The sequence below is a fragment of the Aliagarivorans taiwanensis DSM 22990 genome, from assembly GCF_000429505.1.
In the GTDB taxonomy this organism is placed as follows: Bacteria; Pseudomonadota; Gammaproteobacteria; order Enterobacterales; family Celerinatantimonadaceae; genus Aliagarivorans; species Aliagarivorans taiwanensis.
Genome location: NZ_AUBZ01000004.1, coordinates 87,209 through 101,706 on the forward strand (window position 1 = coordinate 87,209; position 14,498 = coordinate 101,706).

General features: G+C 52.9%; 11 protein-coding genes. All 11 read right to left on the bottom strand.

Features of this window, described 5'->3' with window-relative positions; translation table 11 throughout:
• Positions 1 to 2: 2 nt before the first annotated feature.
• The 11 genes from G462_RS21710 to aceF all read right to left on the bottom strand — a co-directional run bounded on the left by G462_RS21710 (position 3) and on the right by aceF (position 14,493).
• Positions 3 to 1,613 carry an ABC transporter permease gene (locus G462_RS21710; RefSeq protein WP_245579530.1) on the bottom strand — a complete coding sequence of 537 codons (1,611 nt, stop codon included), beginning with the start codon at positions 1,611 to 1,613 and terminating at the stop codon, positions 3 to 5.
• A gap of 128 nt (positions 1,614 to 1,741) precedes the next feature.
• Entirely contained in the window at positions 1,742 to 2,770 is a 1,029-nt protein-coding gene (locus tag G462_RS0104350) for an extracellular solute-binding protein (protein ID WP_026957901.1), read from the bottom strand.
• A gap of 123 nt (positions 2,771 to 2,893) precedes the next feature.
• Complete coding sequence (locus G462_RS0104355) at positions 2,894 to 4,156, bottom strand: ammonium transporter (protein WP_026957902.1); 1,263 nt, start codon at positions 4,154 to 4,156, stop codon at positions 2,894 to 2,896.
• A gap of 38 nt (positions 4,157 to 4,194) precedes the next feature.
• On the bottom strand, positions 4,195 to 4,533 hold the full coding sequence (locus G462_RS0104360; protein WP_026957903.1) for a P-II family nitrogen regulator: 339 nt from the start codon (positions 4,531 to 4,533) through the stop codon (positions 4,195 to 4,197).
• Positions 4,534 to 4,819: 286 nt separating this feature from the next.
• On the bottom strand, positions 4,820 to 5,176 hold the full coding sequence (locus G462_RS0104365) for a YacL family protein (RefSeq protein WP_026957904.1): 357 nt from the start codon (positions 5,174 to 5,176) through the stop codon (positions 4,820 to 4,822).
• Positions 5,177 to 5,185: 9 nt separating this feature from the next.
• Positions 5,186 to 5,410, bottom strand: coding sequence for a hypothetical protein (locus tag G462_RS23780; RefSeq protein WP_157378555.1), 225 nt, complete (start codon positions 5,408 to 5,410; stop codon positions 5,186 to 5,188).
• Positions 5,411 to 5,437: 27 nt separating this feature from the next.
• A complete protein-coding gene (locus G462_RS21715; RefSeq protein ID WP_051326526.1) occupies positions 5,438 to 6,010 on the bottom strand; it encodes a winged helix-turn-helix domain-containing protein in 573 nt (190 codons plus the stop codon).
• 267 nt (positions 6,011 to 6,277) lie between these two features.
• Positions 6,278 to 8,875 (bottom strand): bifunctional aconitate hydratase 2/2-methylisocitrate dehydratase, encoded by a 2,598-nt coding sequence (gene acnB / locus G462_RS0104375; RefSeq protein ID WP_026957905.1) that lies wholly within the window; start codon positions 8,873 to 8,875, stop codon positions 6,278 to 6,280.
• 219 nt (positions 8,876 to 9,094) lie between these two features.
• On the bottom strand, positions 9,095 to 11,293 hold the full coding sequence (locus G462_RS0104380; protein ID WP_026957906.1) for a patatin-like phospholipase family protein: 2,199 nt from the start codon (positions 11,291 to 11,293) through the stop codon (positions 9,095 to 9,097).
• Between the two features lie 78 nt (positions 11,294 to 11,371).
• Positions 11,372 to 12,802 (bottom strand): dihydrolipoyl dehydrogenase, encoded by a 1,431-nt coding sequence (gene lpdA, locus G462_RS0104385; protein WP_026957907.1) that lies wholly within the window; start codon positions 12,800 to 12,802, stop codon positions 11,372 to 11,374.
• 122 nt (positions 12,803 to 12,924) lie between these two features.
• Entirely contained in the window at positions 12,925 to 14,493 is a 1,569-nt protein-coding gene (gene aceF / locus G462_RS21720) for a pyruvate dehydrogenase complex dihydrolipoyllysine-residue acetyltransferase (RefSeq protein WP_035476752.1), read from the bottom strand.
• Positions 14,494 to 14,498 lie beyond the last annotated feature (5 nt).

A 14,498-nucleotide genomic window follows, 5' to 3' on the forward strand; every position in this document is an offset into this window, starting at 1 on the left:
TGTTAGGCGCCAGCGTATTGCTGACGGCTGATATTACGGCTCATAAAGATCACCGGGATAATCCCGGTAAGCAAGATGGTGATAGCAGCGAGCGCGCTGTGCTCAAGCTGCTCCAGCGAGGCGCGGTCCCACACCTGCGTTGCCAAGGTATTAAAGTTAAACGGGCGCAGCACCAAGGTAATCGGCAGCTCTTTCATGGTGTCAACGAACACCAGTAGCATGGCCGTTAGCAGGCTCGGTCGCATCAGCGGCAGATGAATGCGCCACAAGGTCTTACCGGAGTTAGAGCCTAAGCTGCGTGAAGCATCGTCCATCTGTGGAGTAATCTTGGTCAGGCTGGCATCGAGTGTACGGAAGCTCAGCGCGATAAAACGCAGCGAGTAGGCAATCACCAAGGCCGCGCCCGAGCCGGTAATCAGCAGCCCCAAGGGGTAATCAAACCAGCGACGAGACAGGCCATCCAGGAAGTTATCAAGCAGCCCCATCGGGTAGAGGATCCCCACCGCTAGCACTGCACCGGGAATGGCATAGCCCACCGTGGCAAGCTCCGCGCTCCAACGCATCCACGGGCTTTTCGACAAGCGCACTCCATAAGCCAAGCCAACCCCCATCAGCATGGTAAAGAAAGCCGCCATGGCTGAGAGCGACAAGCTGTTCCAGGCGTTTTGGAAATACACTGTCAGGTCACTGTCGAGGCTACGCAGCGAGTAGTTACCCAGCACCCCCACTGGAAGCAAGAAGCCCAAGGTAATCGGCAACAAGCAGTAAAAGGTGCAGACTAAACCACGCCCCACCGGCAGCTTTTCGGCCAGCATGCGTGGCGATTGACCGCTTAGTTTGTAGTACTTACCGGCGCTACGGCTATAGCGCTCCAGCGACAGCAGAACGATGGCTACCACCACCAGCAACATGGCCAACTGCGCCGCGCCAGAGAGGCTGCTCATGTTCAGCCAGACATCGAAGATGCCGGCGGTTAAGGTCGGCACACTGAAAAAAGCCACGGTGCCATACTCGTTGATGGTCTCCATCATCGCTAAAGTCAGGCCCACCACAATGGCGGGACGCGCCATCGGCAGCACCACTTTAAAAAAGCTTTGGGTTTGGGTCTTACCCAAACAGCGGCTCATCTCAAACAGGCGCGCCGCCTGTTCCACAAAGGCCGCTCGGGCCAGCAAATAGACATAGGGATAGAGCACCAAGGAGAGCACGATGATCGCCCCTTCCATCGAGCGGATCTCAGGGAACCAATAGTCACGGGCACTCTGCCAACCAAAGATCACTCGCAGCGAGCGCTGCACAAAGCCGGCATACTCCAGCTGGTCGGTAATCACAAACGCCAAGATGTAGCTGGGTACCGCTAATGGCAGCAACAGCCCCCATTCCAAGAAGCGCTTCAGTGGAAAATTAAAGCGCGTCACCAACCAGGCGGTACTGGTACCAATGAGGGTGGTGAGCAGCGCGACGCCGATACACAAAATCAGGGTGTTGTTGAGGTAGACCCAGAATATTCGGTCCAGAAGATGGGACCATAGCTCGGCATTGGGTGTGGCGGAGAGCCACAACAGGGTGGCCAAAGGCAGCAACGCAAACAACGCGATGCAGCAGGCAATCATGACCCAACGGTCAATCCTGGTAAAACGAAGGTTGTCAAAACTGGCGAGATTAAGCATGTTCTACTTGGCGTCAGATAAACCACAAAAAGCTGGCACACAGCCAGCTTTTACATCAAGACCCGAAGCGCTTAGAGATCGAAACCTACTCGGTCAACCAAGCGGGCTGCTGCAGCGCGGTGCTCAGCTACCTCTTGGAGGTTAATGCGGTCAGCTTTGAAGCTACCTAGGCTTTCGATGTAACTGTCAGTTGCAATTCCTTCGCGCACAGGTTCTTCAAAATTGGCGCTAGCGTACAGTCCCTGAGCAGTTTCGCCAAGCAAAAATTCTAGTAACTTAATTGCGTTATCGCGGTTTTTCGCGGTATTTAGCAAACCAGCACCAGAGATATTGATATGCTGGCCTCGGCCACCGATCTCTTGGTCTAGGTACACGACGCGGATCTGTTCAGCCCACTGTTGCTGCTCGGGGCTCTTGCTATTGTAGTGCATCTTGCCCATGTAGTAGCGGTTGGCGATAGCCAGGTCACACTGACCTTCAAAGATGGCTTTGGCCTGCGCGCGGTCGTTACCTTGCGGTTTGCGCGCCAGGTTAGCTTTCAGGCCACGCAGCCATTGCTCGGCGGCTTCTTCGCCATCTTCAGCAATGATTGAGGCAATCAGACCAATGTTGTAAACATGTTTACCAGAGCGAGTACAGATGCGGCCTTTCCACTTAGGGTCAGCCAAATCGCGAATTGAAGTCAGAGCATCTTCGGCAACATCTTGATGTGCATAGATAACGCGAGCTCGGGTAGTCAGAGCGAACCAAAGGTTCTCTGGGTGACGCAAGTGGGCAGGGACCACCTCACTAATCACCTCGGATTCTACTGGCTCAAACAGGCCAGCTGCGCGAACCTCTTCCAAGCGACCAACATCAACGGTTAGTACTAGGTCTGCAGGGTTGTTATCACCTGCGGCAATGATCTTTTCAGTGAGTCCCTTCTCAGCATGAACAACGTTAACTTTAATGCCGGTCTCAGCGGTAAATGCATCGGTTAGCGGCTTTAGCAGGCTTTCCTGACGGTAGGAGTATAGGTTTACTTCACCAGCAGCGAACGCAGGCACAGCAGTGGCAAGCGCGGTAACAAATACAGCAAGATTACGGATAGCGTTTAACATTCAGTCAAATCCTTTAATGCGAATCATTTCTATTTGCGTTAAATGCTACTTCAAAGTTTGAGAAAAAGCCAATAAAAAAGCCCGCCATTGGCGAGCTTTTTAAGACATTAATTTTATTTGAGATTAGCTGGTCGCTTTTACGCTTACGAACTCTGGGTAGGCATCGATACCACAGTCGGCCAGGTCCATACCGTTCATCTCTTCTTCTTCGCTTACACGGATACCCATTACCGCTTTCAGGATGCTCCACACTACGAAGCTTGCTGCGAATACCCATACGAAGATGGTCAGGGCACCCACAATCTGGCCGCCGAAGCTAGCATCAGAGTTAGTCAGTGGCACCAGCAGCAGACCGAACAGACCAACAACACCGTGTACTGAGATAGCACCTACTGGATCATCAATCTTGATTTTGTCCATGAACACGATTGAAGCAACAACGATTACGCCAGCAACCGCACCAAACAGGGTGGCTTGCAGAGCAGTCGGAGTTGAAGGCTCAGCAGTAATGGCAACCAGGCCAGCCAGAGCGCCGTTCAGCATCATGGTCAGGTCAGCTTTGCCCCAAGTCAGCTTACACACAATCAGAGCAGCAACCGCACCGGCAGCAGCCGCAGCGTTGGTGTTCAGGAATACCATCGCAACAGAGTGAGCATTACCCGCATCAGCCAGTTTCAGAACCGAACCGCCGTTGAAGCCGAACCAACCCATCCAAAGGATGAAGGTACCCAAGGTAGCAAGTGGCATGTTTGAGCCAGGAATTGGGTTGATAGAACCGTTTTTGCCGTATTTACCTTTACGTGCACCCAGTAGCAGTACACCAGCCAATGCTGCAGCAGCACCCGCCAAGTGAACGATACCTGAACCCGCAAAGTCATAGAAATCCAGAGTGTACAGGCCGAATACCGCTTGACCGCCCCACGTCCAGGCACCTTCAAGTGGGTAAATCAGACCACACATAACCACTGCGAATGCCAGGAAGGCCCACAGCTTCATACGCTCAGCTACCGCACCAGATACGATAGACATAGAGGTTGCTACGAATACAACCTGGAAGAAGAAGTCAGAAGCGCCAGAGTATACGCTATCACCATCAAAACCAGCATCGGCTTTGTCGGCTAAGATACCGCCCAGATCGAAGCCTTCGATACCAGACAGGAACAGGCCGCCGTCGTACATGATTTGGTAACCGCAAATCAGGTACATGATACAAGCGATGGAGTACAACGCTACGTTCTTAGTAAGAATTTCGGTGGTGTTCTTGGCACGAACCAAGCCAGCTTCCAGCATCGAGAAACCAGCAGCCATCCACATAACCAGCGCGCCACACACCAAGAAGTAAAAGGTGTCGATGGCGTACTGAAGCTCAAAAATTTGATTTTCCATATCTCTAAAACCCCGTCGTTTTTAAACTTGTTTCGTTTCTAGATTGCTTCCGCATCGACTTCACCGGTACGAATACGTACCACGTTGCTTAAGTCGTAAACAAAGATCTTACCGTCACCAATCTTGCCGGTGTATGCAGCACTGGAAATCGCCTCGATGATGCGATCCACGTTTTCTGCTTTGGTAGCAATCTCTAGTTTTACTTTGGGCAGAAAATCCACTTGGTATTCTGCGCCACGATAAAGTTCGGTGTGTCCTTTCTGACGTCCAAAGCCTTTAACTTCAGATACGGTCAAACCATCAACGCCAACTTCGGCAATAGCTTCGCGTACGTCATCCAATTTAAATGGCTTGATAATCGCACTGATTATTTTCATCTGAGTTCCCTCCAGAGAGTAATCGATAACTGAGTGTCGAATAGACATAATCAAGTGCTGTGCCAAAGCGACCAAAGTCTTATGGAACAAGGGATTAGATGAAATATTAAAGAGAACGCCACAGCCACAGCGCACCACAACGGTGCGCTTATTTTTTGATTTGCATCAATTATGGGCAGTCAGAATTTAGTACAGGAACCGAGCACCAATGCAGTGCAGTAACCGAGAGAGGCTGCGTGCCAATGTTGCTAAAAACAGAGGAAAAAACTGTTGAAAAGGTGGAGCATCAGTTAATAAATGATTGAACTGACTCTAATAGCTGTACCATATCCTCATAACCGCAGGCGCAGTCATAGCTGTTTTGGTAGAGCCCTTCGTTGAGTGTGAGGTGCTGTAATTGCTCGCCTTCAATTGGTGCAGTTTGGATGGAAGCCTCATCGAGGTCGGCCACAATCAGATATTCAGCGCGCTGCACTGAAAGCTGTTCACCGAGTTGTAGCGCTTTGAGTTGAGAGAGAAACTCACCGACATAAGCAGGGCTGTGTTGCAGCTCGTGCTCCAACCATTGCGAGAATCCGCGGTGTTCATCACCGCAATCAACTAAAAGCGCACCGTCTAGGGTGCGCTGAATACTTAATTCCATCGGACAACCTTAGTCGTTGATGTAAAAGCTCTGCAACTTTTCAGCCACCGAAGTCTGGATGAAATCCACTGGCACCAGCTTGTAGGCAGCATTCGGCTTAAGCGAGAACGAGCTAGCGACCGCAGCACGGACTAGGCGGTGGAACGACTCTTGATCGAAGCGCTTAAGCAACAATGATTGCACGTCCATCAGTACGTTAAAGCCCATCAACTCTTTTTGAGTCTTCGAGGCCATTGCCAGTACTGGAATATCGGCACGGGCTTAGGTATCGCCGGTGCGGATCTCTTGAATCAAACGCAGGCCTGCAGACTCTGGCAGCTCAATATCGACGACTAGCGCATCAAACTTGTTGGTCATCAGTTGCATATGGAAGTTATCAAGGTCATTCACAACTTCAATATTCATGCTGCTTTCGGTCACGATGCCCTGTTGCAGTTCGCTGTATAGCTCAGGGTTGGTTTCCAGTACCAGTACACGACTTGGTTGCTCGGTGCTTTCTGGCATCTCGCCGCTCTTGCGCGACTCAGCTTCGCAACGTGCGATATAGCCTTTCTTCGGAATGGTAGCAATAGTCAGGTCGTTAGCGTCCAGACCACCGATGATCTTACGCAACTGCGAGATGTGCTGATTGATGGTGTGATCCGAAACAACGCGGCCCCACACAGCTTTAGAGAGCTCATCTCGTCCAACGACTTGGTTTACGTTCTGGCACAGGTAACCTAGCAAGTGAGCGCGTAGTGGCCCCAAGTAAGTACTTTGTTCTTGGTAAGTCAGGCTATTCTGACTCATATCAACGGCTACCGAGCCAACATTTACAACATCATTAAACGACATAGGTCTTCCCATACAACAAGTAAGAATTAACTCAAAATCTCCTGCGCCTATTTTTACCAGCTATAGCTTTAATTATCCAGCTTTCTAAATTTTTGATGTGGCTATTGAGACATCAAACGAGATATTTTCTCTAATTGCGGAATTTATTAGGGTTTTACTCTATGCAGGTTAATTTTTGCACCAAAATGGATCATCGCTTTATGACAAATAAATGTAAAAAAGCGCGGATAACCGCGCTTTTTGTATTGATAAGTTGTTACTGTTTTTTTAGACGGCCTGCTGAATGATCACCTCATCAGCAACGTCAACGTAGTCTTTGATCTCGTCAAAATTGAGGTAGCGATAGGTATCGGCAGCGCTCACATCAATCTGCGCCGCATACTCCAGATACTCATTCACAGATGGCAGACGCCCCATGATAGATGCCACAGCCGCCAGCTCTGCCGACGCCAAGAACACGTTCGCCCCGGTACCCAAACGGTTCGGGAAGTTACGGGTTGAGGTCGACACTACCGAAGCTCCATCTGCCACTCGCGCCTGGTTACCCATACACAGCGAACAACCCGGGATCTCGGTACGAGCCCCCACTCGGCCATAGATGCCGTAGTAGCCTTCCTCGGTTAGCTGCTTTTGATCCATGCGAGTTGGCGGTGCAACCCATAGGCGGGTTGGCAGCGCGCCTTTGTGTTTATCCAACAACTTACCGGCTGCACGGAAGTGACCGATGTTGGTCATACACGAACCAATGAACACCTCGTCGATATCGGTACCCTGTACGGTAGATAGCAAACGCGCATCATCTGGGTCGTTGGGGGCACACAGGATAGGTTCTTTGATATCGGCCAAGTCGATTTCAATCACTGCCGCGTACTCCGCGTCAGCATCGGCAGTCATCAACTCAGGCTCTTTCAGCCACTCTTCCATGGCGGTAATGCGGCGCTCGATGGTACGGCGATCGCCATAGCCTTCAGCAATCATCCACTTAAGCATCACAATGTTCGATTGCAGATACTCGATGATCGGCGCTTTATCTAGCTTAATGGTACAGCCAGCGGCACTACGCTCGGCGGAAGCGTCACTTAGCTCAAAGGCTTGCTCAACTTTAAGGTGCTCAAGACCTTCAATCTCCAGTACGCGACCAGAGAAGATGTTCTTCTTACCTTGCTTCTCAACGGTTAGCAGACCTTGCTGGATAGCGGCATAAGGGATGGCATGAACCAAGTCACGCAGGGTGATACCCGGCTGCATTTCGCCTTTAAAGCGCACCAGCACCGACTCCGGCATATCCAATGGCATCACACCGGTTGCCGCAGCGAAAGCCACCAGACCTGAGCCGGCAGGGAAAGAGATACCAATCGGGAAGCGGGTGTGCGAGTCGCCACCGGTACCAACGGTATCAGGCAGCAGCATACGGTTTAGCCAAGAGTGGATAACACCGTCACCTGGGCGCAGCGATACACCGCCACGGTTCATAATAAAGTCGGGCAGCGTGTGGTGAGTTTTCACATCAACTGGCTTCGGATAAGCGGCAGTATGACAGAAGCTCTGCATGGTCAGATCCGCCGAGAAGCCCAAACAGGCCAAGTCTTTCAACTCGTCACGGGTCATCGGGCCGGTGGTATCTTGCGAGCCAACGGTGGTCATCTTCGGCTCACAGTACTGGCCTGGGCGAACCCCTGCCACTCCGCAAGCCTTACCCACCATTTTCTGAGCGAGGGTGTAGCCTTTGCCAGTATCGGCAACATCAGCTGGACGTTTAAACACGGTGGATGGCTCAAGCCCTAAGGCTTCACGCGCGCGATCAGTCAGGCCACGGCCGATAATCAGAGGAATACGGCCACCGGCACGCACTTCATCCAATAGCACATCGGTTTTTAGCTCGAAGCTAGACAGCACTTCATCGCTACCGGCTTTCTTCACCACACCTTCGAAGGGGTAGATGTCGATAACATCACCCATGTTGAGTTGCTCAACATCCAGCTCGATGGGCAGCGCACCGGCATCTTCCATGGTGTTGAAGAAGATAGGGGCAATCTTACCGCCCAAGCAGAAACCACCGGCACGCTTGTTTGGCACGTAAGGGATATCATCGCCCATCAGCCACAGAACCGAGTTGGTTGCCGACTTACGCGAAGAACCGGTACCAACTACATCTCCCACGTACACCAGCGGGTGGCCCTTCTCTTTAAGCGCTTCGATCTGCTTCATCGGGCCGATCGTGCCAGCATCATCCGGTTCAATACCATCACGCGCGTTTTTCAGCATCGCCAAGGCGTGTAGCGGGATATCAGGGCGTGACCAAGCATCGGGGGCTGGAGACAGGTCATCGGTGTTGGTTTCACCGGTCACCTTAAATACGGTCAGGGTTGATTTCGCAGCCACTTCTGGGCGGCTTAGGAACCACTCGGCATCGGCCCAGCTTTGCATCACCGCTTGCGCGTGAGCATTACCGGCCTTGGCCTTTTCTTCCACGTCGTAGAAGGCATCGAACATCAGCAGGGTATGCGACAAGGCTTTGGCGGCAATCGGCGCCAGCTCTTCGACCTCGAGCAAGGCCACCAGCGATTCGATGTTATAGCCACCTTGCATGGTGCCCAGCAGTTCAGTGGCGTAGGCCGCACTGATAAGTGGAGAGTTCGCGTCGCCCTTGGCGATAGCAGCTAGGAAGCCCGCTTTCACATAGGCGGCTTCGTCTACGCCCGGAGGCACACGATTAACGATTAGATCCAGTAGAAATTCTTCTTCACCGGCTGGTGGAGATTTTAATAATTCAACTAAAGCGGCTGTTTGTTCTGCATCGAGGGGGGTGGGTACGATTCCTTCAGCAGCACGCTCTTCGACGTGTTTTCGATAGCTCTCAAGCACGACTCGCTCCTTTTATAATGGGCCTGATGGCCTAGTCCAATAGCGTGGGCGGGGAGCCTCACGGCCTGCCAATATAGCAGTTATTAACGAGTTTTTAAAATATCCGGGCTCACACCTTGGTCGTAGCCAGCCCTTACATGGCCATAACTTTCATCGACTTAATGGTCAAGTTTCGCAAAATAGCGCCGCCCCACGTTACATTTTGTTCACATCATTTAATTAGAAATCATTGCCAATGAACAGATACAAGGAGGACTCCTCTTCATTATGGCCGTAGGATAGAATAATCGGTCCCAACAGGTTGGTTTCCAGGCCTGCAAAGATACTGGCAGCGAACTGACTAGTGCCCCACGACAGATCGCTTAGCTCGTTCCACACCCCGCCTCGCTCCAATGAGCCACCAAGGTAAAACGGCGTGGTAATGCCAGAACCGAACTCGCGCCAGCGGTAGTAATACATCAGGCCACTCATCGCCTTGTAGCGACCGGAGAGTTGGTCTTTGCGATAGCCCGACAATCGTAAGAACCCACCTAGATCTTGGGCATTGGTAGGTACTAAGAAGTCGGAGTCCGAACCGCCAAACTCGCCATACCAGGTCAAGGTATTCTGCAGATAAGAAAAAGGCAGCTGCCATTCGCCATCCAGGGTCGGCACCCGGTTGGGCGAGAAGCCAGACACATCTTCGGTGTTGTAGCGCCACTCAACACTCAGCATCTTGCCTTGGGTGGGGAAGCTAATGCTGTCCAGAGTATCGTAGTCAAAGCGCAGATAAGGGCCATAGAGCTCGTAATCACTCTTAAGATTGAAGCCCAACGCGGTTATCTCGCCCGCTTCCCAAGCCGCACCTAAGCTCCATGCCTGCCAAGGGCGATAATGATAAGCCAGCTCGCTGAACACATTGTAGGTTTTGAAGCGGGTGTTGAGATACTCTAACTCGTCATCGATGCCAAACACCCGCCGTTCCACGTCGTTGTACTCAAAGCCCAGCGCCCACGAGTAGCGCAGCGCGTTATCTAGCGGCGTATAAAACTCGGTGAATACCCGCTTGTGGGTGCCGACTTCCAGCTCGTTGCGCCACTCAGCTCCCAAAGGATTAAGCTGGGTCAGCGTGAAGGCCAGCCCCATGTTGCCGTCGGTGCGGTCCTCAAAATTCTCTTGAATGCTAAAGTGCAGCGCGAAGAAGCCCGGCCCCCAACTTTTTTCGGTGGCCTGAAGCTGCAGTACGTTCTCGCCATCTTGCTGGGTAACTTGGTAATCCACCCGCTCGAAACGGCGCAAGGCGTACAGCTCTTTGACCTGCTCTTCCAGCTCGGCAATCGAGTGGTACTCGCCCTCTTCCAGACCAAGTCGCTCTAGCAGCACCGCATCGCTATAGCTACTTTGGTTATCGATGGCGATCTTACTGATATAGATAAGCTCTTGCTCGTTCAGCTGGCGACGCCGCGCCGCGATTTCCTGCTGATGGCTTTCGTAATCAAAGTCTTCGAACAACTTGGCCAGCTCAGCCAACGGCTCACGGGCGGCTTCGATGCCGCGCTGTTGCGCCAGCGGCATCGCAGCAAACTCAGAGGTGCCGATATCGCTGATATCGGGGACAATCAGCAAATCATGGCCCTCGAGCATGGCGATCTGCCGCTGGGTGCCTGAACGAGTCAGAAATATAGAGAGCTGATCGACCACCGCCACCGCCGAGTCTAGTTCACTCTTGGGCTTGAGCTGGGCGCCGATATCCACGGCAATCACGATATCTGCCCCCATCTCTTTGAGTACACCGATGGGTAGGTTATTCACCACCCCGCCATCGGAGAGCAACTTGCCCTCCCACTCGATGGGGCGCAGCGCTCCGGGCACCGACATACTGGCATGCATAGCGCGGCTTAGCTCGCCGTGGTCCAGCACCACTTCCTGCATGTATTCGATGTCAGTGGCGATAGCGCGATAGGGAATGGCCAGTTGGTCGAAGCTAGTCAGGGCATCCAGATTGCCCACCGCCTTGCGCAAAACCCCCGCCATGGTCTGGCCTTGCACCGCGCCTTTTGGCAAGCGCACCCCCTCAGACGACACACCGAAGGGAAGCTCAATGGTATAGGTATCAGCTTGCTGCTTGTTGCGCAGAGCCGACTCGCCGCGCCCTACGTCGTCAACAAAGCCGCTGTTCCAATCCAGCTGATAGGTGCGCCGGGCGATCTCTTCACTGCTCAGGCCCAGAGCCATCATGCCGCCAAAATAGGCGCCCATGCTGGTACCCGCTACATAATCCACCGGGATCTGATACTCCTCCAACAGCTGCATCACCCCTAAGTGGGCACCACCCTTGGCACCGCCGCCACCGAGCGCCAAGCCTACGGTGGGCCGCTCCGCCAACGATAGGCTGGAGTAAAACCCGAGTACGATAACCAGCAATGCGCGATAAGCCACTGACCCTCCTGGAGAAGTGCTAAAAAACAAAAAGGCAGCCGAAGCTGCCTTTACTCTAAGAAATGCTAGCGCTATTGGCTATTTTTTCTTTTTCGCCTTGGCGTTTGGTAGGTCAGTAATGCTGCCTTCAAACACTTCAGCTGCCAGGCCCACAGACTCATGCAGGGTTGGGTGAGCGTGGATGGTCAGTGCGATATCTTCGGCATCGCAGCCCATCTCGATGGCCAGACCAATCTCACCCAGCAGCTCACCACCGTTGGTACCCACAACCGCACCACCGATAACCCGACCAGATTCTTTATCGAAGATCATCTTGGTCATGCCGTCGGCACAGTCAGACGCAATCGCACGACCAGAGGCAGCCCACGGGAATACCGAAGCTTCGTAGTTGATGCCCTGCTCTTTGGCTTCCTTCTCGGTCAGACCTACCCAGGCCATCTCTGGCTCGGTGTAAGCAATCGATGGGATCACTTTCGGATCGAAGAAATGTTTCTTACCGGCGATTACCTCAGCGGCAACGTGCCCTTCATGCACACCTTTATGCGCCAGCATTGGCTGACCGACGATGTCGCCAATCGCAAAGATATGCGGCACGTTGGTTTGCAGCTGCTTATCGACTTCAATAAAGCCGCGCTCAGTCACTTCAACACCCGCTTTCTCGGCATCCAGACCCAGGCCATTTGGCACTCGGCCCACTGCCACCAGCACGGCGTCATAGCGAACTGGATCATGTGGCGCTTGCTTACCTTCGTAGCTTACGTACAGACCATCTTTCTTCGCTTCAACTGCGGTAACCTTGGTTTCCAGCATGATGTTGAACTTGTCTTTGACACGCTTGGTGTAGGTGCGAACGATGTCTTTGTCGGCCGCAGGAACCAGCTGGTCAGCAAACTCAACCACGTCAATGTTGCTGCCCAACGCACTGTATACGGTACCCATTTCCAGACCGATAATACCGCCGCCGATAACCAGCAGTTTCTCTGGTACTTCACGCAATTCCAGCGCATCGGTGGAGTCCCAAACGCGTGGATCGTTGTGCGGGATAAACGGCAACTGCACCGGACGCGAGCCCGCCGCAATAATCGCATTATCAAAGTTGATAGTGGTGGTTTCACCGTCGTCGCCCTGCACTTCCATGCTGTTAGCGCCGGTGAACTTACCCAGGCCTTGGACAACCTGAACCTTACGCATCTTGGCCATACCTTCCAGGCCGCCGGTCAGCTTACCGACTACCTTCTCTTTCCAGGTACGGATCTTATCGATGTCAGTTTGTGGCTCGCCGAATACGATGCCGTGATCAGCCAAAGATTTGGCCTCTTCAATCACCTTGGCAACGTGTAGCAATGCTTTAGATGGGATACAGCCAACGTTCAAGCAAACCCCGCCTAGGGTTACGTGACGTTCAACAATTACGGTTTCCAAACCTAAATCGGCAGCGCGGAATGCAGCAGAATAACCCGCAGGGCCTGCGCCCAATACTACCACCTGGGTCTTAATTTCCTTTGTCATGTGGACCTCTTGGTATCGTTGATTGCCGCTTTTGAGTGTAGAGCGGTAAGCGGCTAAATCGAGTTTACGGTTAATGTTGGGAAAAAAGAAGAGCTAGCCCGGGGGCCAGCTCATACTTCCCACTAAAGCACTAAGCGACGGATATCACTCAAAATGCCGTTCAGCGTGGTAATAAAGCGCGCACCATCAGCACCGTCAATCACCCGGTGATCGTAAGACAGTGCCAGCGGCAACATCAGCTTAGGAACAAACTCACTGCCATTCCATTTCGGCTTCATCTCACTGCGAGACACACCCAAGATAGCCACTTCTGGTGCATTCACGATTGGCGTGAACTGAGTTCCACCGATGCCGCCAAGGCTAGAGATGGTAAAGCAGCCACCCTGCATATCGCTGGCGGTCAGCTTGCCAGAGCGCGCCTTCTTGGAGATCTCAGTCAGCTCTTCCGACAGCTCGTAGATGCCTTTCTTGTTCACATCACGTACTACTGGAACCACCAAGCCGTTTGGCGTATCAACTGCCACACCGATATTGACGTACTTCTTCAGGATCAGGCTGTTGCCATCGTCGGACAGCGCCGAGTTGAACTTCGGCATAGCTTCCAAGGTCTTGGCCACGGCCTTCATCATAAATACCAATGGCGTGATCTTGAAGCCAAGCTCTTGTTTAGCGGCAATCACGTTCTGCTCTTTACGGAAGGCTTCCAGCTCGGTGATGTCGGTCTCGTCGAACTGAGTCACATGCGGTATCTGTACCCAGTTACGGTGTAGCGCAGGACCAGAGATCTTCTGGATGCGCGACAGTGGGATCTCTTCAATATCACCAAACTTGGCGTGATCAACACTTGGCCAATCTGGGATGTTCAGGCCAGTACCGCCGCCACCCGACTCCGCTTTACGTACCGCACGTTTAACGTAGTTCTGTACGTCTTCTTTAACGATGCGTCCTTTACGGCCACTTGCCGCAACCTTCGACAGGTCGATACCAAACTCGCGCGCCAAACGGCGAACCATTGGCGAGGCATGAATGTAGGCACTGTTCTCGACAAAGCCGCCTAGATCGCCATCGTCTTCTGCTGCTGGCTTAGCGGCTGGAGCTGGCGCAGGCGCCGGTTCAGCCGCGGGCTTCGGCGCTTCAGCCGGAGCGCTAGCTGCTGCGGCAGGTGCACCACTGACTTCAAACACCATAATCAAGGAGCCAGTTTTTACCTTATCGCCTACTGCTACTTTGATTTCGGTAACGGTGCCAGCAAACGGTGCAGGTACTTCCATGGCGGCTTTATCACCTTCCACAGAGATCAGGCTCTGCTCGAGCTCAACCCGGTCGCCCAGCGCGACCATCACTTCGGTGACTTCCACTTCGTCATCACCGATATCTGGCACGCTCACTTCCAACACTTCTACCGCAGCGGCTGCAGCAGGCGCAGCTTCTTCGGCAGGAGCCGCTGCTGGCGCATCACCAGCGGCTTCGAAGATCATAATCAGGCTGTCGGTTTCAACTTGGTCGCCCACCGCTACCTTGATCTCTTTGACCACACCAGCGGCACTGGCAGGAACTTCCATTGCCGCCTTGTCGCCTTCAACCGAGATAAGGCTCTGCTCAACTTCAACAGTATCGCCAACCTGAACCAGGATTTCGGTAACTTCTACCGCATCGGCGCCAATATCAGGGACTTTGATTTCAATAGTCATTGCTT

What these genes read in the sequence shown, in the direction of transcription:
- G462_RS21710 (WP_245579530.1), bottom strand. Translation starts at nt 1,613, where the DNA reads ATGATTGCCTGCTGCATCGCGTTGTTTGCGTTGCTGCCTTTGGCCACC.
- G462_RS0104350 (WP_026957901.1), bottom strand. Translation starts at nt 2,770, where the DNA reads ATGTTAAACGCTATCCGTAATCTTGCTGTATTTGTTACCGCGCTTGCC.
- G462_RS0104355 (WP_026957902.1), bottom strand. Translation starts at nt 4,156, where the DNA reads ATGGAAAATCAAATTTTTGAGCTTCAGTACGCCATCGACACCTTTTAC.
- G462_RS0104360 (WP_026957903.1), bottom strand. Translation starts at nt 4,533, where the DNA reads ATGAAAATAATCAGTGCGATTATCAAGCCATTTAAATTGGATGACGTA.
- G462_RS0104365 (WP_026957904.1), bottom strand. Translation starts at nt 5,176, where the DNA reads ATGGAATTAAGTATTCAGCGCACCCTAGACGGTGCGCTTTTAGTTGAT.
- G462_RS23780 (WP_157378555.1), bottom strand. Translation starts at nt 5,410, where the DNA reads ATGGCCTCGAAGACTCAAAAAGAGTTGATGGGCTTTAACGTACTGATG.
- G462_RS21715 (WP_051326526.1), bottom strand. Translation starts at nt 6,010, where the DNA reads ATGTCGTTTAATGATGTTGTAAATGTTGGCTCGGTAGCCGTTGATATG.
- lpdA (WP_026957907.1), bottom strand. Translation starts at nt 12,802, where the DNA reads ATGACAAAGGAAATTAAGACCCAGGTGGTAGTATTGGGCGCAGGCCCT.
- aceF (WP_035476752.1), bottom strand. Translation starts at nt 14,493, where the DNA reads ATGACTATTGAAATCAAAGTCCCTGATATTGGCGCCGATGCGGTAGAA.